General features: G+C 64.6%; 19 protein-coding genes. 11 read left to right on the plus strand and 8 right to left on the minus strand.

Features of this window, described 5'->3' with window-relative positions; translation table 11 throughout:
- Window positions 1-219: 219 nt before the first annotated feature.
- Complete coding sequence (locus CXQ88_RS19415; RefSeq protein WP_104045760.1) at window positions 220-495, minus strand: hypothetical protein; 276 nt, start codon at window positions 493-495, stop codon at window positions 220-222.
- Between the two features lie 180 nt (window positions 496-675).
- On the opposite strand from CXQ88_RS19415, the gene CXQ88_RS19420 reads away from it, so the two are divergent.
- Entirely contained in the window at window positions 676-1,392 is a 717-nt protein-coding gene (locus CXQ88_RS19420) for a TetR/AcrR family transcriptional regulator C-terminal domain-containing protein (RefSeq protein ID WP_104045809.1), read from the plus strand.
- Window positions 1,393-1,479: 87 nt separating this feature from the next.
- On the opposite strand, the gene CXQ88_RS19425 is transcribed toward CXQ88_RS19420, so the two are convergent.
- Window positions 1,480-1,980, minus strand: a complete 501-nt coding sequence (locus CXQ88_RS19425; RefSeq protein ID WP_104045761.1) for an HAD domain-containing protein — start codon at window positions 1,978-1,980, stop codon at window positions 1,480-1,482.
- A gap of 106 nt (window positions 1,981-2,086) precedes the next feature.
- Complete coding sequence (locus tag CXQ88_RS22760) at window positions 2,087-2,365, minus strand: nuclear transport factor 2 family protein (protein ID WP_219816363.1); 279 nt, start codon at window positions 2,363-2,365, stop codon at window positions 2,087-2,089.
- 327 nt (window positions 2,366-2,692) lie between these two features.
- On the opposite strand from CXQ88_RS22760, the gene CXQ88_RS19435 reads away from it, so the two are divergent.
- The 4 genes from CXQ88_RS19435 to CXQ88_RS19450 are packed head-to-tail and all read left to right on the plus strand — an operon-like array spanning window position 2,693 to window position 7,490.
- Window positions 2,693-3,598, plus strand: coding sequence for an alpha/beta hydrolase (locus CXQ88_RS19435; RefSeq protein ID WP_104045762.1), 906 nt, complete (start codon window positions 2,693-2,695; stop codon window positions 3,596-3,598).
- 49 nt (window positions 3,599-3,647) lie between these two features.
- Window positions 3,648-4,505 carry a fumarylacetoacetate hydrolase family protein gene (locus CXQ88_RS19440; protein ID WP_104045763.1) on the plus strand — a complete coding sequence of 286 codons (858 nt, stop codon included), beginning with the start codon at window positions 3,648-3,650 and terminating at the stop codon, window positions 4,503-4,505.
- Entirely contained in the window at window positions 4,505-6,271 is a 1,767-nt protein-coding gene (locus CXQ88_RS19445; protein WP_104045764.1) for an FAD-dependent monooxygenase, read from the plus strand. The genes CXQ88_RS19440 and CXQ88_RS19445 overlap by 1 nt, the downstream gene beginning before the upstream one ends.
- The gene (locus CXQ88_RS19450; RefSeq protein WP_104045765.1) at window positions 6,249-7,490 is read left to right on the plus strand and encodes a DUF3500 domain-containing protein; all 1,242 of its coding nucleotides are present in this window, start codon (window positions 6,249-6,251) and stop codon (window positions 7,488-7,490) included. Before CXQ88_RS19445 ends, CXQ88_RS19450 begins: the two co-directional genes overlap by 23 nt.
- Window positions 7,491-7,572: 82 nt before the next feature.
- Here CXQ88_RS19450 and CXQ88_RS19455 read toward each other — a convergent pair whose 3' ends face one another.
- Window positions 7,573-8,643, minus strand: a complete 1,071-nt coding sequence (locus tag CXQ88_RS19455; RefSeq protein ID WP_104045766.1) for a quercetin 2,3-dioxygenase — start codon at window positions 8,641-8,643, stop codon at window positions 7,573-7,575.
- 168 nt (window positions 8,644-8,811) lie between these two features.
- Here CXQ88_RS19455 and CXQ88_RS19460 point away from each other — a divergent pair, with 168 nt between their 5' ends.
- From CXQ88_RS19460 to CXQ88_RS19475, 4 genes are all read left to right on the plus strand, one after another.
- The gene (locus CXQ88_RS19460; protein WP_104045767.1) at window positions 8,812-10,356 is read left to right on the plus strand and encodes a carboxylesterase/lipase family protein; all 1,545 of its coding nucleotides are present in this window, start codon (window positions 8,812-8,814) and stop codon (window positions 10,354-10,356) included.
- A 223-nt stretch (window positions 10,357-10,579) separates the two neighbouring features.
- Window positions 10,580-11,926 carry a histidinol dehydrogenase gene (hisD, locus tag CXQ88_RS19465; RefSeq protein ID WP_219816361.1) on the plus strand — a complete coding sequence of 449 codons (1,347 nt, stop codon included), beginning with the start codon at window positions 10,580-10,582 and terminating at the stop codon, window positions 11,924-11,926.
- Window positions 11,927-11,964: 38 nt separating this feature from the next.
- Window positions 11,965-13,308, plus strand: a complete 1,344-nt coding sequence (locus tag CXQ88_RS19470) for an MFS transporter (RefSeq protein WP_219816362.1) — start codon at window positions 11,965-11,967, stop codon at window positions 13,306-13,308.
- Window positions 13,309-13,468: 160 nt separating this feature from the next.
- Window positions 13,469-14,503 carry a LacI family DNA-binding transcriptional regulator gene (locus CXQ88_RS19475; protein ID WP_104045768.1) on the plus strand — a complete coding sequence of 345 codons (1,035 nt, stop codon included), beginning with the start codon at window positions 13,469-13,471 and terminating at the stop codon, window positions 14,501-14,503.
- 16 nt (window positions 14,504-14,519) lie between these two features.
- Here CXQ88_RS19475 and CXQ88_RS19480 read toward each other — a convergent pair whose 3' ends face one another.
- Window positions 14,520-15,914, minus strand: a complete 1,395-nt coding sequence (locus CXQ88_RS19480; RefSeq protein ID WP_306737185.1) for a GAF domain-containing serine/threonine-protein kinase — start codon at window positions 15,912-15,914, stop codon at window positions 14,520-14,522.
- A gap of 297 nt (window positions 15,915-16,211) precedes the next feature.
- Between CXQ88_RS19480 and CXQ88_RS19485 the strand changes: the two genes are divergently transcribed.
- Window positions 16,212-17,495, plus strand: coding sequence for a M20 family metallo-hydrolase (locus CXQ88_RS19485; RefSeq protein WP_104045770.1), 1,284 nt, complete (start codon window positions 16,212-16,214; stop codon window positions 17,493-17,495).
- Window positions 17,496-17,559: 64 nt separating this feature from the next.
- On the opposite strand, the gene CXQ88_RS19490 is transcribed toward CXQ88_RS19485, so the two are convergent.
- Genes CXQ88_RS19490 through CXQ88_RS19500 form a run of 3 tightly spaced genes read right to left on the minus strand, consistent with a single transcriptional unit; the run spans window position 17,560 to window position 21,823 of the window.
- Window positions 17,560-18,831, minus strand: a complete 1,272-nt coding sequence (locus tag CXQ88_RS19490) for an ArgE/DapE family deacylase (RefSeq protein WP_104045771.1) — start codon at window positions 18,829-18,831, stop codon at window positions 17,560-17,562.
- A gap of 8 nt (window positions 18,832-18,839) precedes the next feature.
- Window positions 18,840-20,165 carry an MFS transporter gene (locus tag CXQ88_RS19495; protein ID WP_104045772.1) on the minus strand — a complete coding sequence of 442 codons (1,326 nt, stop codon included), beginning with the start codon at window positions 20,163-20,165 and terminating at the stop codon, window positions 18,840-18,842.
- Window positions 20,166-20,167: 2 nt separating this feature from the next.
- Entirely contained in the window at window positions 20,168-21,823 is a 1,656-nt protein-coding gene (locus CXQ88_RS19500) for an amidohydrolase (RefSeq protein WP_258062028.1), read from the minus strand.
- A gap of 164 nt (window positions 21,824-21,987) precedes the next feature.
- On the opposite strand from CXQ88_RS19500, the gene CXQ88_RS19505 reads away from it, so the two are divergent.
- Window positions 21,988-23,187: a PucR family transcriptional regulator gene (locus CXQ88_RS19505; RefSeq protein ID WP_104045774.1), complete on the plus strand. Its 1,200-nt coding sequence runs from the start codon at window positions 21,988-21,990 to the stop codon at window positions 23,185-23,187.
- The last annotated feature ends 26 nt before the right edge of the window (window positions 23,188-23,213 follow it).

Consider the following 23,213-nt stretch of genomic DNA (forward strand, 5'->3'; position numbering starts at 1 on the left):
ATGATGGCTCTTTTCAACAAGGTGCAATTGTCCGCCGTTCGGCTACAGCGGTCTCAAGCCCAATACCGTGCACGGGGCACTGAGCGGAACTGCCGAACCATCCTCTAGGTGGCCCGGCAGGTTGAAACAAAGTGTGAAACAGGGTGAGTCTGGCGCGGCACCTTAGAGGTGCCGCGCCAGGATCGTCAGTTCCCGGAACGGGTGCCGGAAGAGCGCGTGTTAGGCGTGGTTGTTATGTGCCCGGTTGCCGGCCTTCGCCAGGCCGCGGGCCACCATCAGGCCGACTGTGAGGAAGGTGATGTACTGCATCGCGTCGTTGGCGTTGAAGACGTCGACGCCGTTTTCGTTGGCGTCGTCTCCGACAACTGCCGCGGTGATGATCGTGGCGATGACCGCTGCAACGTAGACGGCGAATTCAAGGGTCCGGGTGGAGATCTTGATGTCGTTGGCGTTGCGGACAGTGCTGGAGTGTTCATTTTGGGTGTGGGTAGTCATGTGGTTCTCCTGAGACGGTGATGTGAGCGGCCGTGGCGGCCATGCAAACTTTGATCCCTCTACTGAAACCATGTCGACAACTTCTCTACACCGTAGACTGTACATGTAGACTACTTGATAAGCAAGCTTACGTATCTCTCAATGGGTGGGCCTGACGCAAACCAGCAGGACGGATCCACCATGGCCCCCGCACCGAACCCACATCCCCCCACCAGCCCCCGCAGGGCGCGCCTGAGCAGGGACCTTGTGCTTTCGACCGCGTTGGCGCTGGTGGATGCTGAAGGCCTGGACGCGCTTACAATGCGCCGCCTCGGGCACGAGTTGCAACGCGATCCCATGAGCCTTTACCGCTACGCCTCCAACAGGGCAGCCCTTCTCGACGGGGTTTCCGAAATGGTCCTGAACGAACTGGCCATCTTTCCCGACGACCCGGACTGGCAGGCGCAGCTACGTAAGATCGCCCACGACCTGCGGCTCCTGGCCCTGCGGCACCCCAACGTGGTGCCACTGTTGGTCACCCGCCCTCTCTCCACCCCCCTGGGGATGCGACCGCTGGGGACGCTGCGGCCCCTGGAACAGATCCTGGCGTTGCTGATAGACGCAGGCTTCACACCGGCAAGTGCCCTTCACGTCTACCGTGCCTATTACGGGTTCCTCTATGGGCACATCCTGAACGAGCTGCAGGAATACATCGTGGACCCGGACGAAAACGAAGCCATCCTGCGCCTGGGCCTCCACCGCCTGCCGGCCAAGGACTTCCCCCACCTCCGGGCGCTGGGTCCGGTCCTCGCCGATTACGACGGCGACGCCGAACTCGACCAAGGACTGAGCATCCTGCTCGCAGGATTAGCGACCCAACTGGCAACACCCCACGCCAGGGCGATACAGCAACCATAAGCCCGTGGGGGATGCGGACCTCTGGCAGCACCCGAAGCTCCTGCCACCTGCAGTAACACATCACATCCGGGAAGCAAGAGCGCTTGGTCATAGGGAGTCGGTTTTCCGCCGCTTCCCGCCATCGATGAACACCTGAACCGCGACGACATGCGCTTCCGTCAGGCCCTGTTCGGGTACCGGTTTCTCCAATAGGACAGGCTGGTTAAGGTGATGGGCCCAGTCGTGAACGTCAGGGCCGAGGACGTCATCGATCCACACGACCGAGTCCCAGTCCGCCTCACCGGAAGCCTCCATCCGTTCCAGCCACCGTGCCACTGATGACAGCTTCGGCGTCGGCTCCTCAGCGTCGCTGTCCCGCATTTCCACTTTCACTCGCAGGGGTTCCACGTCGAGTTCAAGCTGTGCGTCCAGGCCGGCCACGACATCCGCCGGCGAGGTTGTCACCCAGGCGATGCGGCCTTTAGTAGCGAGCCGCCGCACCAAGGCAACCTTCGCGTCCGAGAGGTGCAGGTCCGGGCGATCGCCATCACCGCGATGGACCTTCGGGTTCAGCACTCCGTCGACGTCGAGGAGGATGATCGGCTTCATGGATGTGACCTTAGTCCGTCTTACGGACGCGTGGTAGCCGGAATTTCATAGGAACCCGGCGGTTCGCTGATTCAGATAGTCCGGAGCGGCCTGTCTTAGCGCGTGGCTACTGAACGATGGATTCGATTGGCCTGAGCGCAGTTATGGGGTCGGCATGGCGGTGGAGAACTTTCCAGCCGCCGTCTTCCATCAGGAAGATTGTCGTTACCCTCAAGGCTATTGGTGAGAACCCGCCGGATCCACCGATTTTTACCCGCGTTCGTTCCAGTTCAACAATGTAAGCCAGGTCGGTTCCCACAAACTCCGAAACCCGCTCAAAACGGGTCGGCTCGCCCTCTCGGAAATGGGAGATGCATGATCCATGGTCCTCTCGACGTCCTTCCAGCCACGCACGGGAGGGCCGAGAGGATTGGCGAGTATGACTTCACCCCGCCTGGAAATCAACTCCTTCATCGGTGCGGAGTCCCCGGTAACAACAAGCCTAGTTTGGCGCCGGTGGCAGGTGCAGCCAGTTGTTCGCGCTGCTAACGGGGACGGAGCTGCCGGGGCGGGCCCAACCTGGTTGCGGCCTGGCTGTCAATGAAGCAGTTTCATTGAGTGAAACGGGCCCAGCGGGACCAAGTGCCGATGCGCAAAGGTTGAGTAGTGACGCGGTCCACATTTGGTGGCCCGGCGCATGAACGAGACGGCACGGTAGGACATGGAGTCAACGATGACGGCAGGGCCGGTACTGAAGGGCATCAAGTTTGCCCACCCGGAGGGCTCAGCCCCGCTGCTGCTTGATCTCTACCTACCCGCCGCCTCCCAGCCGGGCGCACAACAGTCCGCCGCCCCGCAGCAGCCCGGATCGTTGCCGGCAGTGGTCCACTTCCACGGCGGCGGCTGGCGTGTAGGTGGCCGTTCTTCCCTTGGCCCTCAGGTGGATTCCCTCAACCTGAGCCCGATCGAGCGCTTGGTGGACGCCGGCTTTGTGGTGGCTTCAGCTGATTACCGGCTGAGTTCCGTGGCACACTTCCCGGCCCAATTGCTGGACGCCAAGGCTGCTGTCCGCTGGCTCCGGGCGCATGCCTCTGACTTCAACGTGGACCCGGACAGGATCTACGCCTGGGGCGATTCAGCGGGCGGCCACCTGGCAAGCCTGGTGGGCCTGACGGCCGGGTCGGAAGAGTACCGCGGCGATAAGGATCGGGCGGACGTCAGCGACGTCGTTGCCGCCGTCGCCGTCTGGTACCCGCCCACCGACCTCCTCCGCATGGGGGAGCAGGCGCTGCCCAACGCCGTCGCCACCGCCGATGATCCAGGCTCACGTGAGGCGCTCCTCCTGGGAGCCCAGCCAGCCGACGCGCCGGAGAAGGCAGCGGCCGCGAGCCCGCTGACCTACGCGGGGAACCACGCCCCGCCGTTCTTCCTGGCCCACGGCACTGCGGACCGCTTTGTCCCGCCGGCGCAGTCCGCCACGCTGGCCGCGGCGCTGGAAGCCGCGGGCACCGACGTCGAACTTTTGCTGATTGAGGGCGCCGACCACATGTGGCAGCTCCCCGGGCAGGACCCTGCAGCGGCCGCGAAAGCCGCGGACGCCACCATCGATTTCTTCCGCCGCCAGGCGCACAAACCCTGACTCTAAACATCCCCGGCACCCAGCCCCGGCAAGACCTGAAAGGCCTCCCATGCAGTTTGTTGGCATCATTCACCAAGGCGAATCCTGGGCAGCGGCCCTTGTGGACCCGCACCTTTTCCCGCTCGCGCCGGTCACCGAATTCTGGACGGACCCCGCGGGCTGGCAGGACAAGGCAGTCACGCTAGTGGCCGACGCCGGCACCTCGGTGGAGCGCGGAACCGTCACCGAAGTGCCGCTTGTCCCCGCCTCGGCGCGCGTGATCTGCGTTGGGCTGAACTACAAGGCGCACGTCGCCGAAGGCAGCTACAAGGACCATGAGCTGCCCGCCTACCCGACCCTGTTCGGCCGCTGGACGGCATCCCTGTCCGTAGGAAACGTCCCCGTTCCCGTGCCCTCGGGAGAGGGCGGGCTGGACTGGGAAGGCGAGGTTGCCGCCTTCATCGGGCGCCGCGTGGAATCGGCGGACGAGGCGGAGGCTGCAGAATCCGTCTTCGGCTACTCCACCTTCAACGACCTCACCGCCCGCCGCGCCCAGAAGCTCACCACGCAGTGGACGCTCGGCAAAAACGGCGACTTCACCGGCCCGCTCGGGCCACTGGTCAGCCAGGACGAGGTGGGCGACCTCCGGGACGGCCTGCAGGTGCGGACCCGGGTAAATGGCACCGAGGTCCAGAACGGCAATACCCGCGACATGATCTTCTCCGTTCCGGCCATCATCTCCCTGATCAGCCAGACCCTGACGCTCCACCCCGGAGACGTCATCGCCACCGGCACCCCCGAGGGCGTGGGCTACGCACGAAACCCGCAGTGGCTGCTGCAGCCCGGCGACACCGTGGAAGTGGAAATCGACAAGCTCGGCACCCTGACCACCCCGGTGGGCGAACTGTCCCTGCGGAGCCGTGCCTGATGGTCTCTCATCGCCTAGCCTCCCCGGACAAGCTGCCGGCGGAGGCAAAGATCCTGATTGCCGGCGGCGGGCCGAGCGGCCTGTTCCTGGCGCTGGACCTGGCCTCCCGCGGGATCCCGAGCCTGGTGGTGGAGCCGCGGGATTTTGTGGACCACGCCCGGCCGCGTGCCAAAACGACCAACGCCCGCACCATGACGCACCTGCGCCGGCTTGGCATCGCGGACACACTGCGCGCCGCTTCTCCGCTTCCCGTTGGCTACTCACAGGACGTCAGCTTCTGCACCGGCCTCACCGGTGGCGATGCCCATGAACTGCGCCGGTTCCGGAATGCCTTCCAGCTGGTGCCCGGCCGCTACGGCCCGCAACCCGAGTGCGGCCAGCAGGTCCCGCAGCCCGTGCTCGAGGAAGTGCTCCGGGCCGCTGCTGCCGAGTCGCCCCTCGTAACGATGGTGACGGGCTGGAGCGTGGAGACGGTGGAGGCCGCTGCTGATTCCGCGGCCCTTGAGACCCGTTACACCGCTGTGCTTTCCGGCCCTTCCGGCACCACTCACGGCATCGCCGCGGACTTCGTGATCGGGGCTGACGGCGGATCTTCCGCCGTGCGCCGGAGCCTGGGCGTCCGGCTTGAAGGCGGGTCCGCCGCACTGTCCAACATCAGCATCCTGTTCCGGTCGTCAGGGCTCACCGCGGCGGTCGAACTGGACCCGGCGGTGCAGTACTGGGTTGTCGGCGCGGACACCTCGGGAATGGTGGGGCCGATGGACCTCGACGGCACTTGGTGGGCCATCATCCAGGGCGTGAACCCGCAGGAGGCGGTGGATGCCGCCGGGGCTGCTGCGATGGTCCGCTTGTTGGTGGGCGCCGACGTGGACATTGAGGTCCTGGCCACCGATCCGTGGACGGCACGGATGCTGCTGGCCCCGGAGTACCGGTGCGGGGGAGTGTTCCTGGTGGGCGACGCCGCGCACCTCAACCCGCCTTGGGGCGGACATGGCTTCAACACGTGTGTGGGGGACGCGGCCAATTTGGCCTGGAAGCTCGCCGGGGTGCTGGACGGCTGGGGCGGCGATGGCCTGCTGGACAGCTACGAGGCGGAGCGCCGCCCCGTGGCAGCGCGCACCATCAGTGACGCCGCCGCCAACGGCAAGGCGCTCGCCTACCACTTCGCCGACCCCGCGCTCCTGGCCGACGGCGCAGCCGGTGAAGCAGCCCGGGAGGCGGCACACGAAGCCCTGGCGGTAAAGCAGAGCGAGTTCGACTCCCTGGGCCTTGTCCTTGGATACGCGTACGGGGGCTCACCCGTGGTAGTCCCGGACGGCTGGCCCGCCCCGGTGGAGGATCCCATAGTGTACGTTCCCTCGGCCAGCCCGGGAGCCTTGCTTCCGCATGCCTGGCTGGACGAATCGACCTCGGTCTACGACCTTTTGGGCCAGGGCTTTACTTTGCTGGTTGATGCAGCGGCATTGGGCGGCAGGCCTGCCGCCCTCGTCTTTGCTCCCGTGGAACAGGCCGGAAACCGGAACGGAATCCCGGTGGCGACTGCCGCCGTCGAACGTTTCGACGACGGGACCTCACCCTCGGAGCTGTGGGGCGCCGACGCCGTGCTGGTCCGCCCGGACCAGCACGTGGTGTGGCGTGGGAATTCGGCAGAGGCGGCAGCAGCTGCGTTGGCTGTAGCGGCCGGGCACCTGCCGGCGGACCCGGAAGAGCAGAACCAGCACAACGAGCAGGAAGGGAAGGCCCGTGTCCGCGTCGTCGTTCCGTGATTATCTTTTTGCCCCTGACCACCCGCGGGTGGCGGAGATCCGCGGCCTGAACGCGCGCGAGTACGCCGAGGCGGCCACCAATGACTCGTTTGCCGGGCCCATGATCGAGGGCTGGAAGAAGCTGTATCCGCAGCCGTTCACAGGCATCACGAACGACGGCGTCCTCCGCCCCGGGATGTATCCCCTGACCCCGGCGCGGGTGGGGGAGGAGGCGCCCACCCCCGAGATGGTCGCCGCGGCCCGCAAGCTCCTTGGCACACTGAATCTTGAGCAGGCGTCCCGGCTGAGTTACGCCGTGGACGCGCCCGAGTGGCAGAGCTGGGCTAACCCGGAGTTTATGCAGCACGACACCGGGCTGCGCCTGGACGAGCTGGACGCCCCGGTGCGTGATGCCGTGTTCGCTGTAGTGGAAGCGTCACTGAGTCCGGCCGGTTTTGAGCTGGTGCGCAACCTCATGCGGATCAACGGCTTCCTCGGCGAGCTGGTGGAGCTGCCGCTGCTGATGAACGAGTTCAGCTACAACTTCGCGCTCTACGGGGAACCGTCCGAGACCGAGCCGTGGGGGTGGCAGCTGTTCGGCCACCACGCCGCGCTGAACTGCCTGGTAGCGGGAACGCAGCTGGTGATCTCGCCTGTGTTTATGGGAGCCGAGCCCGATGTTATCGACGCCGGGCCGTACCAAGGAGTGGCGGTCTTCAAGGAGCGCATCGCCCTGGCCCGCGGGTTGATGGCGGCGCTCCCTGTTGAGATGCGGGCTTCGGCCACCGTGTATGAATCCATGGTGGATCCCGCCATGCCCGAGGGCCGGATCCATGCCGGGGACGAGCGGCACCTCGGCGGCTGCTTTCAGGACAACCGGGTGATCCCGTACGAGGGCATCCGGGTGGCCGACATGCCGGCGGAAGCCCATGCGATCCTGGACGCCGTGGTGGAGGACTTCATCGCGTACCTGCCGGATGGTCCGCGCGCTGCCCGGCGCCGTGAGATCCAGGAGCATTACGACGAGAGCTTCTTCAGTTGGATTGGCGGCTGGGAGGGGCAGGAGGCCTTCTACTTCCGGCTGCAGAGCCCGGTGGTGGTCCTGGAACTGGACCACCACACAGGGGTTTTCCTCGGCAACGACGAGCCTGCGCCATTCCACATGCACACAGTGGTGCGGACTCCGAACGGCAACGACTACGGCCGCGAACTGGTCAAGCAGGCGCTCGCCGGCGGCTAAGATCGACGCTGGCGACTGGACGCTGCACAAGCGATGGCCCGGACTTCCTTTCGGAGGTCCGGGCCATTTGTTTGGGGAAGCGCTAGGAGATTTCCAGCGCGATCCGGCGCTCCGGCGGCGGACCGACCACGGTGAGGTCCATCTCGGCCTGCGCGCGACCGAAGCCTTCCATGTCCATGTACGGCTGGCCGCCCTCGGTGTACATGTAGTCCTCGGTGGGCTTATTGAAATATTCGAAGAAACCGTTGAAGACCGACGGCGTGAGGAAGCCCAGCATCTGGGTGTTGTGCGAGTCCAAGGCGAAGGAATGGATGGTGCCGGCCGGGGCGTGGACAAAATCGCCCTTGGTCAGCAGCATCTCCCGGCCGTTGGCGTAGAGCCACATCCGGCCTTCGGTGACGAGGAAGTTCTCGGTGTGCTGCTCGTGGAAGTGCAGCGGGATGTAGGGGGTCTTGGCCCCCTTGGTGTGCACAGCGAAGTAGTTCGAGCCGGTATTGGCGGGGCGGGACAGGTAGGTGAACATGGTCTGGTAGCTGACCAGGCGCTCGCCTTCGTGGGCGCTGAGGAAGTAGGGGCTCTGCGTGGGCGGCAGGCCGGCGTCGTGCTTGAAGGAAGGCTCCACGCGCTCAACCTCCGGGAAGCTGATGCCGAACTCGGCGCCTACTGCTGCCTGTTCCTGGAGGCTGGCGGTGTGGCCGGCCCGGACGGGCGGGATGTGGGAATCGATGGGGGTGCCGACGCGCTCGTAGTAGGCCTCAGCGCCGCCGGGCGTCATCCAGTTGAGGAAACGCGTGTAGTGGCTGGCCATGCGGTAGGCGTGGGGCGTGTTAGGTGGGATCACCACGGAGTCGCCGGGGGTGAGGATGCGGCTTTCGCCGGGGAGCCAGACGTGGAGGATGCCGTCGAAGACGTAGAGGGTCTTGTGTTCAACCTTGTGGCTGACGAACGGCGATTCCGCGCCCATGCCGCCGGAGATGTACGCGGCGCTGAAGATTCCGCCGGTGTCGGCCGCGCGGGCGATGACCGTGATCAGCTGGCCGTTGATCTCGTAGCGCGAGCCTTCGCCCGAGGCCATGTAATAGGGGACAGCTTCGCCGGGCAGGGTGTTGGCCACCGGCAGTTGCTGGTTCATTTCCTCCACGCTGAGGGACATGGTTCCTTCTTTCCAGTCGTCCGGCTGCGCCGGGATGTGACCTCCAGCATGACGTGCCGTTGCTCGTGGAGGGAGCCGGAATTTCAATAGTTGGAAGCCGACTGTGCTGCATCTTGTGCAGCTGGGATGCTGGCAGTTCCACCTTCACCTTCAGGAGCGCCAGCCGGCATGAGCCTAGACACCACGGTCACCGCCGCCACCATCGCTGAAGGAAGCATCCGCGGCAGTACTTTCTCCGCTGAGGGCCGCGAGGTCAGTTGCTTTCTGGGGATCCCTTATGCCGGTTCCCCGGCTGGGAAGCGCCGTTTCCTCCCGCCCCTCCCCGCGGTTGGCTGGACCGGGGTGCGCGATTGCACGGTGCCCGGCCCTGCGGCGCCGCAGAACCCCGAGGTTCCGGCACCTCCTGGCCGCAAACCGCGGACGTGGAGTGAGAGCGAGTGTTTGAACTTGAACGTCTGGACGCCTGACGTTGGCGGCTCCGGACTCCCGGTGATGGTGTGGATTCACGGCGGCGCGTATGTTTCAGGCGCTGGAAGCGACGCAATGTACGACGGCGGCAATCTCGCGGGTGCCACGGGCACCGTGGTGGTGACGCTCAACTACCGGCTGGGTGCGCTGGGATTTTTGCACCTGGCTGAGCTGCTGGGCCCTGGCTACGAGGACTCATCCAACCTGGCGCTCCTGGACCAGCTTGAGGCCCTGCGCTGGGTCACGAGGAATATCGCGGCCTTCGGTGGCGACCCCACGAACGCGACGGTCTTTGGTGAGTCTGCCGGTGCTGCTGCCGTGGGCACGTTGCTGGGAATGCCGGCCTCACAAGGACTGTTCCGGCGGGCGATCATGCAGAGCGGCACGGCCGAGAGGTACCGGCATCCGGAAGACTCTTCCCGTATCAGCCTTGAGTTCCTGGAGCTGTGCGGTTTGGACTCCGCCCGCGCCGGGGAGCTGCTGAGGCTTCCGGTGGAGCGGCTGCTCAAGGCCCAGGAAAAGCTGGTGCAGCGTGCCGCGGTTGAAACCTTTGCGGTGCCGTTGCCCTTCCAGCCGACCGTGGGAACGCCGTCGCTTCCAGTGCCCCCGCTGGAGTCGGTGCGGAACGGCCTGAATTCTGATGTTGACCTGCTAATCGGGACGAACCTGAATGAGGGGTCGTTTGCTGTGGAGATGCGGCCCAACAACCCGTTGGAGCCCTCGTACGAGCACCGTGCCGCCGCGGTGTTGGCAGATGCCGGAACTGCTCCTGGACGCGGGGGTGAGTATGCCCAGGCCCTTGCCTTCGCTTTGGGTGCGGAGCCCAATGGAAAGCAGGTGTTGGAAGCCGCCATTTCCGACACCGTCTACCGGCAGCCCAGCAACCGGTTGCTGGATGCCCGGCAAGGCTCCGCAGGCAAGAACTTCTCGTATCTCTTCACCTGGCGCAGCCCTGCCTTGGCCGGGAAGCTGGGCGCCTGCCACGCCCTGGACATTCCGTTCGTGTTCCGGCAACGGAGCTCACCAGACGCGGAGTTCCTCACCCGCGGAACGGCGCCGCAGAGCCTGAGCGACATGATGAGCGCCGCGTGGGCCGCCTTCGCCCGGACCGGGGATCCTGCTACCCCGGACTCTCCAGGCTGGCCGGTATACGGCCCCGGCCGCAGGACGATGATCCTTGATGAGCTGCCGCGATTGGAGGAGGATCCGCGCCGGGAGCTTCGCGAGTTCTGGACGGGGGCCTAGCGCTTTCGGACAACGCTTGCGGATGCTTACTGAAAGCCGGTTCGCTCAGGCCATTCCTCAATGCGACACGGACGTATGCTCTCCCGCTGTATACGTATACATTACTCTCCAAAAACTATTGTGCCCGAAAATGTATACGTATACAGTTGGTGATCATGCAGGCCGCTGGTCTGGCTCGGGGCGCTCTTGGGAGGCCCATCAATGAAGATGGAAGGTACATCCGATGACCGTTACAACAGCAATCAGTTCGGCCGTGGACTCCGTGATGCTGAAGGAGCCTGCCCAGAGCAGTGTCAACCGGGGCAGCACACCGGAAGTGCGCGCCACCGTCGAAGGCGTTATCGCCGACATCCGTGAACGCGGGGATGCCGCAGTTCGCGAGTACTCCGAGAAGTTCGACAAGTACGCACCCGAGTCCTTCCTGCTTTCCAAGGAGCAGCTGGACGAAATCATCGCCCGCGTTCCGGAGCAGACCATCGAGGACATCAAGTTCGTCCAGGAGCAGGTCCGGGTGATGGCGCAGAAGCAGCTTGAGTCATTGACTGACTTCGAAATCGAAACGATGCCGGGAGTCTTCCTCGGCCAAAAGAACGTTCCCATCCAGGCCGCTGGTGCCTACATCCCCGGCGGGAAGTACCCGTTGCTGGCCAGTGCACACATGACCATCATCACCGCCAAGGTTGCAGGGGTCGAACGCGTCGCTGCCTGCACACCGCTGATCCAGGGCGAAGTGCCCGACGCCACCGTCGCTGCCATGTATCTGGCGGGTGCAGACGAGATCTACCTCCTCGGCGGCATCCAGGCCGTAGCGGCCCTCGCCATCGGCACCGAGACCATCAAGCCGGTCAACATGTTGGCTGGACCCGGCAACGCCTTCGTAGCAGAGGCCAAGCGGCAGCTCTTCGGCGAGGTGGGTATTGACCTCTTCGCCGGTCCCACAGAAGTTCTGATCGTTGCCGACGAACACGCCGATCCGTTTATCGTCGCAGTTGACCTCCTGTCGCAGGCAGAACACGGCCCCGACTCACCAGCCGTCCTGATCACCACCAGCGAAGAGCTGGGCCGGAAGGTCATGGAGCACATCGACACGATTCTCGTGGACATGCCAACCCGTGACTACGCAGGTGCCGCATGGCGGGACTGGGGCGCCGTCCATGTGGTTTCAACCCTTGACGAGGCGTACGTCCTGGCCGACGAGTACGCCTACGAACACGTACAGATCCTCACCGAGAACCCCCGCGAAGCGCTGGACAAGATGCACGACTACGGCGCACTGTTCCTGGGTGAAGGAACCTGCGTCTCCTACGGAGACAAGGTCATCGGCACCAACCACGTACTGCCCACCCGCGGCGCCGCCCGCTACACCGGCGGCCTCTGGGTTGGCAAGTACCTGCGCACCGTCACCTACCAGGAAGTGACCAACACCGAATCCAGCGCCTTCTTCGGCGAACTCTGCGGACGTGCCTCACGGGTGGAACGGTTCGAAGGACATGCACGCTCCGGCGACGTCCGTGCGGCCAAGTACCGCGGCACCACCCTGCCCTGGTCCGACCACACTTTCGACAACTGACACGGACCCAACACTTTCCTCAAGAATCGAGTTTTGCCATGTCAGCCATGAAATCCATGACACCGGAACAGGTCCGGCGGAGGACCTTGTTCTCGGGCACCATCGGCGCGGTCGTTGAATGGTACGAGTACACCGTGTACGCGACCGCCGCTGCGCTGGTCTTCGGGCCCTTGTTCTTCCCCGCGATGGATCCGAGCATCTCCCAGATTGCGGCCCTCGCCACGTTCGGCGTCGGATTCGTTGCCCGCCCCCTGGGCGCTTTCGTCGCCGGCCACCTCGGTGACCGGATCGGACGAAAATCGACCCTGATCCTGACATTCGCCATCATGACGGCCTCCACCGCTTTGATCGGGATGCTCCCCACCTACGAGGCGGTTGGGGTTCTGGCCCCGGTTCTGCTTTGTGTACTCCGACTTGCCCAGGGCTTCGCCGTGGGCGGGGAATGGGGCGGCGCGGCCATCATAGCGGTCGAAAACGCACCCAAGGGAAAACGCGGCTTCTACGGTTCCTGGCCGCAGATCGGCGTGTCCTGCGGGTTGCTCCTGGGTACAGCCGCGGTGGCATTGGCAGGGGTGCTGACAGGTGATGCCTTCACAACCTGGGGCTGGCGAATTCCCTTCCTCCTGAGCATCGTGCTCGCCGCAGTTGGCCTCTACATCCGGCTTAACGCAGCAGAGAGCCCGGAATTCCTCGTGGAGAAGGAAAAGATGGCCAAGGAGACCCAGCACCGCAAGGCCCCAATTACCGAACTGCTCGCACACCACCGCAAGCCGCTGCTCATTGCAATCTTCGCCCGCTTCGCTGAGGCCGGAAACTACTACCTCTTCACCGTCTTCGTCCTCTCCTACGTCACTACTACCCTGAAGGTCCCGCAGCACTACGGGCTGACGGCAGTCATGATCGGTTCTGCCCTGAACATCATCATGATCCCGATCTTCGGCCGCCTTTCGGACCGCATCGGCCGGAAGCGGACCTTCCTGCTCGGCGGAACCGCAATCGTGCTGACCGCGTGGCCGATCTTCGCCCTCATCGGCACGGGCCAGCAGCTGGCGATCATCCTCGGTGTGGCACTGTTCCTGGCCCTGGGCCATGCGCTGGTCTACGCCCCGCTCCCGGCGCTGTACTGCGAACTCTTCCCCACCGCCGTGCGGTACTCAGGGATATCCATCGGCTACCAGATGGCATCGATCCTGCTCGCCGGGTTCATGCCGGCACTGGCAGGCGCACTCGTCCTCTGGAGCGGCGGCACCTGGCCCGTCGTACTGATCATCATCGCCTCAACGATCGTCGCCATGACCTCGGTTTCCTTCGCGAAGGAAACCAAAGACCTTGACCTGGCGGAAATCGGCAAGACGCCGGCATTCACCGGAACGAAGGCCTAGTCAGAAGGGTGGCTTCATCAGCGGGAACAGCGGAGACCGCATCAGCGGGATCCGCTGTTCTTGCTGGATGAGACGCGCGGTTGGCCTAGTCTGAAACAACGCAGTGCAGCAGCCCGGTGCGCCCCCGTACCGGAACAATCAATGTACGGAGGACGGCTCGATGGTCACAAGCCGAGATGTTGCGGAACTTGCCGGTGTCTCCCAGGCAACCGTCTCCCGCGTGATGTCCTCCCCCGCGAAGCTTTCCCCCGCCACAAAAGCGCGGGTACAGGCAGCCATGGAAACCTTGGGTTATGTGCCGCACGCCGGCGCCCAAGCCATGAAGACCCGGCGAACCAACACCATAGGCGTCGTTGTCGCGGACCTCACGAACCCGTTTTACCCGGAAGTATTAGACGAGCTAAGCCGCGAACTCGACGCCGCCGGTTTCCGCGTGGTCATCTGGAACGCGGGCGGCGGCAGCCACCACGACGCGCTGAAGGCCATCCGCGAACACGCCGTCGACGGAGTAATTTTCACAACCGCCACTGAAGACTCACTGGAGCTGCAAGCAGCCATCGAAAAAAACAGCCCGATTGTCCTGATCAACCGCGTTGTGGAAGGCCTGGAATGTGACCAGGTCACCAGCAGCAACACCGACGGGGGCGCCGCCGTCGCCGATTACCTTCTGGCGCACGGCAAGACGCGGGTGGCTTTCATCGGCGGCGCGCAAAACGCCAGTACGTCCCGTGAACGTGGGCGGGGATTCCTGGGAAAAATGGCCGGGCAGGGCCACGCCGTGCCAGAACACTTCCGCTTTGACGGCGGGTTTTCCCATGACATCAGCGCCCAGGTAACCAACCGTCTGCTCTCCCGCGCCGACCGGCCCCAAGCAATCTTCTGCGCCAACGACCACATGGCTTTTGGTGCCCTGGACGCCCTTCGGGCCCACAAGGTTCAGCCCACGGAGTGCTGGGTGATCGGATACGACGACGTCGACATGGCTGCCTGGGACTCCTTCAGCCTCACAACCGTCAGGCAGCCAAGCCGCGAAATGGCCCGCGTCGGCGCGGAAATGATGCTTGAGCGAATTCACTCGCCAGGACGCGCACCGCGGCAGGTGAACTTCCCCTGCGATCTCATCGTGCGGGGAAGCACCGAGCTGGCTGGGCTTTCCGGCGGCAACGGAACGGGCTCATCCCACCCGGTTGCATAGGCGGCCTCAGTTATGACTATCGCGATGCTGCAGCTTCAGTATGGCTGTAGCTTCGTCTGGTCTGGAGCCGCAGTTCCAGGTCATTCATGACGATAGCTGCCATGTTTTCCAGCGTGGAGATGTCGTCGTCCGTGAATTCTCTTGGCTTTTGATCCAAAACGCAAAGGGTCCCGAGATTGTATCCGTCAGGGGTGCGCAGCGGCACGCCTGCGTAAAATTGCATGCCCGCTTCCCCCGCAACCAGGGGGTTCGCCAAGGTGCGTGGATCGGTGGCGGCGCTTTCCACGACCCATGCCTCGTCCTGAAGAATCGCCGAGGCGCAAAGCCCGGGGTCCCTGCCAACCTGCTCAACGTCGGTGCCGTAGCGGGCCTTGAACCAGATGCGGTCGTGGTCCACAATGCTGACGATGGCAACCGGAACTTGAAACATGCGCGCGGCGACGGACACTACCCGGTCGAAAGTCCCATCAGGGAGCGTATCCAAAATGCGATACCGGTGAACGGCCCGCATTCTGGCTTCCTCGTCCTGAACCGAATCCGGGGACCCGGTCCGGCGCCTGCCAGCGCTGGAGGCGATCTCCTGCCGCAGCGCCAACGACACTTCGCGTGCCGACGGCCGGGCAGCCGGGTCGCGGGACAGCATATAGGTCAGCAGCGCAACCCATGTGGGGGCGATTTCCTCCGGGATGTAGGGATCGTGCAGCAACCGTGCCAGCGCTGACTGGATGGGAGCGCCGGGGTAAGTGATTTTCCCGGTCAGCCCTTCCAGGAGAACGAGCCCGAGTGAATAGACGTCGCTGGCCGGTCCTGACGGCTCACCTGCGGCCTGTTCTGGACTCAAATAGTGGGGTGTCCCTGAGGGAGCGCCCTCGAAGGTTTCATGGTCTTTCCCCAGCAGCAACGCAACGCCAAAGTCGCTCAGTTTGGCGCGGGGTCTGCTTTCGCCTCTGCCGTCTTCGACGAGCAGGACATTGGCCGGTTTGACGTCCCTGTGCACTATGCCGTGGTGATGAATGTAGGCCAAACCATCGGCAAGATCATGCCCAAGGTGTGCGATGCTTGCAGCCGGCATCGGGCCCAAAGTCCCCCGGCTGCGCAGGTCTGGCCCGCGGACCAGTTCCATCACCAGGTAGCTGAGCGGGTCAAGTGGATCACTTAGATCCGCGCCGGCGTCGAAAAGGGTGACGAGCGCGGGGTGGCTCATTCCTGCCAGGATGCGCGCCTCCGCTTCCTGACGACGGACTTGCTCAAGGTTCCCGTGGTGTTGCCGGAACAGCTTTACCGCTACGTCACGGCTTAGCAGCTCGTCAACGGCATGGTAAACGCTTGACTGAGCTCCTACGCCGATCAAATCTTTTACGCGGTACCGCCCGCTGAGCAAGTACCCGCTCCGTATTGATCCGGCCATCATCACTCCTCACGTCGCTTGCCTGCGCCGCCTGGCGTGCAGAATTACTCCGCTACCCCGACAGAGCGGTCCGCGGGAGACCGTCGTCTGGCCGAGCGGGGGTGATGAAGCAGCTCGCTCTACATCGTAAACGAGTTCCCTTGCATGCGCACCGGTTGAGGACATCACACCTGCACCACCGTCCTTGCCGGATGTGCAGATTCACAATGCGGCCTTCCGAATTGGTTGTCCCGACCCAGTGCCTGCGGCAGGCGGCCCTGACACGATTGAACAACCATTGATCAAGCCCAAAGGACAATCATGAGCAACGGTGCTGTGCCGGAACCAGATCCCACTAAGTTCACAGGAGGCGACGCCGTGTTCCTGCAGGACTTCGCTGTCCTGAGCGCTTTTGGTGCCACCCCTGGCGGGGGAGTGGAGCGGCAGGCGGGTTCACCCGCAGACGGGGAACAGCGGGCCTGGCTGGCCGGCATCCTTCGGCGCAAGGGGTTCGACGTATCCTTCGACCAGGTCGGCAACCAGTTTGGCCTGCTGGAACTGAATCCCGGTGCCCCGTACGTGCTGGTTGGCTCCCACCTTGATTCCCAACCGACAGCGGGACGTTACGACGGCGCCTACGGAGTCCTCGCTGCTGCCCACGCAGCCTTCCGCCTCGCAGAGGAATGGCGTGCGGTGGGGACAATTCTTCCGTACAACCTGGCCGTAGTGAACTGGTTCAACGAGGAAGGCGCCCGCTTCAAGCCATCCATGATGGGCAGTTCCGTCTACACCGGAAAGATGACACCCGAGCAAGTCCTGGCCATCACGGACCCGGCAGGCATCACCGTCCGGGAAGCGCTGGAAGCCACCGCGGCACTCGGCCAGGGCGCCGGGCCGAAGGCGGCCTACGCCGCCGAAATCCACATCCAACAGGGCCGCAGCATGGAACGTGACGGCATCACCATCGGCGTGGTCGACTCCAACTGGGCAGCCAACAAGTACCAGTTCGAGGTCCGCGGCGAACAGGCGCACACCGGCTCAACCGTCATCGCCGACCGGCGCGATGCCCTCCTCGGTGCGTCGATGCTCGTGGTCGCCGCAAGGGAGATCGCAGATCACTTTCCCGACGGCGCCGTCCACACCTCGGTAGGCCAGCTTGACGTCTATCCCAACTCGCCCGTCGTCGTACCCTCGCTGGTCACCTTGCTCCTTGACCTCAGGTCCGCCGACGAGAAGCTCCTCAAAGAGGCCGACCGGATGCTCCACGACCGCATCGACCAGATCCAACAGGCAGCCCGGGTAGAGATCCGCAAGACCGGATCCCACTGCTGGCCCGTCACCCCCTACCAGCCGGAAGGAGTGGCGCTCGCCGAGAAGATCGTCGCGAACCGCGGTCTGACCTATACAAGGGTCAAGACGCTGGCCGGCCACGACTCCACCAACCTGAAGGACCTCGTTCCCACGGTGATGTTGTTCGTCCCGTCAGTGGAGGGCATATCCCACAACGAGCACGAGTACACCACCGACGAGGACATCCTCAGTGGACTGCACGTGCTCACCGACGTCGTCCGCAGCCTGTGCCTCGGAGAGCTCGACCCCCGCTAGAAGCCCCAGACCACGCAGAAGGCGCCCGGCCATTGGCCGGGCGCCTTCTGCGTACGGAACGGGGCTAAGCCGCCTCGGTCACGCCGCACCAGTCGGCGATGAACAAGGCGATGGTCTTGGTCACCTGGCGCACCGATTCGATGCTGACACGTTCATCGAACCCGTGAATTGCCTCGGACACCGGCCCATAGACCAGCGCCGGGATACCCGCGTAGAGGTTGAAGACCCGTCCATCCAGGTATCCCGGCGTGGTGAAGCTCTGCAGCGCCATGCCGAACACATCCTGGTGTGCAGAGGCGAGCACCGCCTCAGCCTCCGACCCCTCCTCCAGGACATAGCCCTCGGAGAAGAAACCCGTCCGCTCGGCCGCTACCGACACCGACGGCCCTACCCCGGTGGTGCGGAGGCACTCCTGGATTTCGTCCCACGCCTCAGCGGCGGGGACCCCCGGATACAGGGCGGCGCGGACGTCGAACTCGCACCAGGACGGCACGCTCGAGGGCCAGTCGCCCCCGGAAATCATGCCGATATTGACGTTGATTGGATGGTCAACGTCCTCAAAGTACCGATGGCTGTCCTTGTCGGCGTTCCACTTGGCCTCAAGTTCCCGCAGCGCGCCCATGACGGTGTAGGCGGCGTCTATGGCGTTGAAGCCCGACGCCATTTCCCGCACGTGGGTCGGTTTGCCGGATACGCGCACCCGGAACCAGATCACCCCCACGTTCGCCCGCACCAGCATGTTCTCTTCCGGCTCCGGGATGATGACGGCATCCGCCGTATATCCGCGCTGCAGCGCAGCCAGCGACCCATTACCCGTGCACTCCTCCTCCACAACGGACTGGAAGTGGATGGTTGAGGCCGGCGTGAGCCCGGCTGCCCGGATCGCGTCGAACGCGAAGAGGTTGGCAGCGAGTCCGGCCTTCATATCACCGGCCCCGCGGCCGTACATCCAGCCGTCCTTCATCGCGGCATCCCAAGGGCTGCGTTCCCACGTCTCCTCAGGGCCGGTGGGCACCACGTCGATATGCCCGTTCAGGATCAGCGAGCGGCCCTTTTCCTCCGGCGGAGTGTAGGTACCCACCACGTTGGTGAGGTCCCCGAAGGCCACAGTGGTAGGACCGTAGCCCACGTGCGTGGCCAGGGCGTCGCCGTCGAGCGTCCAGCGGTCCATGGCAAGCCCGCGGGACTCAAGCTCCGCGAACATGAGGTCCTGCGCACTGGCCTCGGCTGCCCTCAGGGAGGGATGCCGGATCAGCTCTGCGGTGAACTCGAGTTGGCGGTCAAAGGCTGCATCAACGGCGGCGGTAATCCGGCGCACAGTTTCCGGGTTCAGCATGGCGCTCCTTACCGTACGATCGCTTTGTCCTTGACGCGGAGGCGCTCGCCGAAGAATCCACCTGCGGCGGTTATCAGCGACACCACGATCAGCAGCAGGGAAGCTGTCCACGACGCCCCACCGGAAACACCCAGCAGGGCGACGGCGATCAGCGGCAGGAATCCGCTAAGGGCACCTGCCAGGTTGTAGCCCAGGGCAACACCGCTGTAGCGCAGTTCCGGCGGGAACATTTCCGTCAGCAGGGCCCCGGTGACCGAGTAGGCCACGGACAGGAGCGCAATGCCGAGGGTGACAGCGAGGACGATGGCGAACGGATTGCGGGAGTCGATCATCCAGAAGAGCGGGAACGCTGCGGCAGCGGTTACCAGGCCACCGAAGAACGTCATCCGGCCAGGGCCCACCTTCTCGCTGATACGGCCAATGACCAGGATGACCCCGATCTGCACGACGGCGGCAATCAAGGTTGCGTTGACCATAAGTCCGCGGTCCATGCCAAGGGTGGTGGTGCCGTAGCTGATGACGAAGGTGGTCATGATATAGAACCCGCCGACCCCCAGGAAAGCGGCAGCGATGGCGACGATGAGCCGGCCCCAGGCCTGGCGGAAGACATCGACCGCCGGGATCTTGGCGCGCTTTTCCAGCTTGACCAGTTCGCGGAAGATCGGGGATTCTTCGACCTTCAACCGGATGTACAGCGCAACCAGCAGCAGCGGGAACGCTGCCAGGAACGGCAGCCTCCAGCCCCAGGAATCAAAAACCTCGGGGGGCATGAGCAGCACCAGCGCGAAGGCGCCCGAAGACATCAGCGTGCCGACGGGCGATCCGACCTGCACCAGCGCGGCATACCGTCCGCGCTTCTCAATGGGGGCGTGTTCCACCGCGATGGTCATGGCTCCGCCCCACTCACCGCCGACCGCGAGGCCCTGCACCAGGCGCAGGATGGCAAGCATGATGGGTGCTGCGAGGCCGATGGTGCCGAAATCGGGCAGGACGCCGATAAGGCCAGTGGCCACGCCAATTGCCACGATGGTGATCAGCAGCGCCGGGCGGCGGCCCACGCGGTCGCCGATGAAGCCGAACAGGACGGCGCCAAGCGGACGGGCGGCGAAGCCGACGCCAAAGGTGGCAAAGGCTGCGAGCGTCGCCGCCGTCGGGTCGAGGGACGTGAAGAACAGCCGGTTGAATACGATGGCTGCGGCGGTGCCGAAGAGGAAGTAGTCATACCATTCGAGGGCAGTGCCTACGAAGGCCGCGCGGGCAATTTTGCCCGCGTCGGCTCCACTGACAGTGGGTACGGCTGCTTCCTCTCCCTGGCTTGTCTCAGGTGATTGCATGATCAGTCTGTCTGCCTCTCAAGGTGGAACGGGGATTGGACGGTGGTGGTGTGGTGGGTAGTTTGTAGTTCATCGAGGTAGTCCTGGCCAAAGACGCAGCTGCCCTCAAGCACAGTCGCCAGCACGTTGATCCGGCCGATTTCGTCGGGCGGTACGTCTGCCGGATGGGCTGAGAGGACGACGAAGTCGGCAAGTTTGCCGGGCTCCAGCGTGCCTCGCCGGTCCTCCTCGCCGGCGGTCCAGGCGGCGTCCACCGTGTAGGCCCGGAGGGCGGTTCCGGCGTCGACGCATTCCTGGTGGCTCAGTGTTGCTCCGCCGGAGGTCCGACGCGTCACCATGGACTGCATACCGAGCAGGGGTGCGCCGGAAGCCACCGGGCGGTCCGAGCTGCCGGGGACGCGGATACCGAGGTCGAGGAAGGACTTGTGGCGGTACAGCCATGGCGTCCGCTCGGGACCGACGGCGGCCGCCATCGTATCGCCCACCTCAAACAGGAAGTGCGGCTGCGGAACCGGCGTGATTCCAAGGGATGCGAACCGGGAAAGCTGGTCGGGCCGCACCATGCCGCCGTGCTCGACGCGGTGCCGTGCTTCGGGGCGTGGAAGCTTCTGCTGCGCGGCGGCGAAGGCATCCAGGGCAACGTCGACGGCGGAATCCCCGATTGCGTGCGCGGCAACGTTCCAGCCCGAACAGTGGGCGTCCAGGATCCGCTGTGTGAGTTCCTCGGGGGAGAGTTGGAAGCTGCCGGTGCCGTGGCCATGGTCGCAGAACGGCTCGGTCACGGCAGCAGTGCGGCCGATCAGGGAGCCGTCGATAAAGATTTTCATGGCTCCGAGCCGCACGTGGTCATCGCCGAACCCGGAGGCGATGCCGAGGTCCAGGCCGAAGGTGATCCCGTCTGCAGAGTGGGACTGCAGCGGATGCAGGGCATCACTGGCAGCCATTAGCTGGACCCGGGTTTTCAGGAGGCCGCGGCGCCGGGCTTCCACATAGGCGGCGAGTTCCACGGGTGTGCGGCCGATCCAGCCCGAACCAATGCCGGCCTCCACCACGTGCGTCAGGCCTTCGGACGCGTACACGGCGCTCGCCGCACCGATCGCGTCCGCCAGGTCCGCTACAGGGTAGGGGACCACCAGCGCCGTGACGAGCTTCTGGGCCTGTTCCTCGAGCAACCCTGTCGGCCCCTCGGAATCCCGAACGACCTTGCCGCCCTCGGGCGTGACCGCTGATCCGTTCAGGACGCCCGTGCGTTCAAGCACTTCGGTGTTGACAGTGCACATGTGCCCGGACCGGTGCTTGAGCCACACCGGACGGCCGGGCGCGGCCTTGTCCAGGCCGCTGCGGTGCGGGTGGCCGCCCATAGCTGTGTCGTCATAGCCGGATCCCACCGCCCACGCGCCTTCGGGAAGGTCGAGCGCAAACTTGGCAACAGCGTCGTACGCCTCGTCAAGGGTCCGGCACCCGGACAGATCCAGCTCGGCCAAAGACTGCCCAAACCACGCCATGTGATTGTGCGAATCGCCAAAGCCGGGGACGACGACGGCGCCGGCGCAGTCGAGCGTACGGTGCGCGGGGAGGTGAAGGATGTCGTCGTCGAGCCCGACAACCCGCCCGTGCAGCACTCCCATTGCGCGCGCCGTGGGAGCGGCATCAGCCATGGTGAAAATGCTGGCATTGAGAAGTTTCAGATCGAGCATGGCAGTGCATACGTCTTTCCGGACTAGAGGGCGCAGCCGCACAGGACCGGCTCATTCAATGGTGGTCTGGATCACTTCCGTAAACAATGGATGATCACAGTGCACTCCGGTTCTAGAATGGGCATATGCCCAGCGAAGCGTCCGCCGACGCCGTTCATGCGTCCCGGAGACCGGCCACCCGATCGGTGGTCTCGGAAGTCGTGTCAGACTGCCTGGCCGACATCGACCGGATCGCGCACGAGTACCTGCTCGAGGTGCAGGAGATCGACGATTACGCGGGCTCCCTGGTAGCCGGCCAGGACTTGGAGGAAACGGCCGTTGCGTCGATGGAACTATTGCTGCGACTGGTGGGCGGCCTGCCAATACCGGACCGGCTCGCCGGGTTGTCCGAAGCACTCGGCCACCGCCGCGCCCAGCAGGGCCTGCCTCTGGAGTCCCTCCTGCGCGCGGTACGCATGGATTTCCGGGTCCTCTGGAACGCAATGCTGGAGAAAGTTCCCGCCGAGTTCCTGCCGAATTTCACCAAGGACGCGGTGCGCGTCTGGGAAGCGGTCGAATTCCACACCATCCGTGTGCACGCGGGTTACCTCAACGAACTCGCCACCATGGCACAGGAAAAGGAGACGCGGCGTGCATTCTTCCTGTCGGGACTCCTGAACTCGGACGGAAAGGATCCGCAGTTGCTGGGCCAGGCCGCCCGCGCGCTCGGCGTGAAACCGGAGAGCAACTTCATCGTTGCCGTCGCGGCGGGACATGCGCAAAAGGCATTCCGGGCCGGGGTGCTGCGCGCCGGCGTCGGGCAGTTCCTGCACGAGCGCGACGGCGCGCTGATCCTCATTCTTGAAGATGTTCCAGCCCGGGTGGGACGGGAGCCGGAGGGGACGCGACCCTGGCTTGCCCCGCTGGACTGCTTTGTAGCGCCTCCCGCCCGATCCCTGGCCGGAGTGCCCCGAATGCTACGGATCGCCATGGAGTCGCTGCCGGTGGTGACGCCGGCGCGGCCGGGCCTGCAGACCGTGCGTGATGCGTGGGGGGCCGTTGCTGCCACTCGCCTCGGAGAATACGGAACCGTTCTGGCGGACACCGTCCTGGGGCCGCTCGCAATTATTTCCGGGCACGAGAGGGACAGGCTTATCGAGACGGTCCAGGCGTACTTCCAGTCCGGGTCGGTGTCGGAAACTGCCGGGGAGCTGTACTGCCATCGGAACACCGTGCTGAACCGGCTTGCCCGCTTTGGACAACTCACCGGCTTCGATCCCGCCAATCCCCAGGACGCCGCTACGGTAATTGCCGCCCTCCATGTCCACTTTCCGCTCGGAGAATAGCCTTACCCGCTTACACCGCATCCGGG

Origin of the sequence: Arthrobacter sp. ZGTC412 (assembly GCF_002929215.1) — a bacterium.
In the GTDB taxonomy this organism is placed as follows: Bacteria; Actinomycetota; Actinomycetes; order Actinomycetales; family Micrococcaceae; genus Arthrobacter.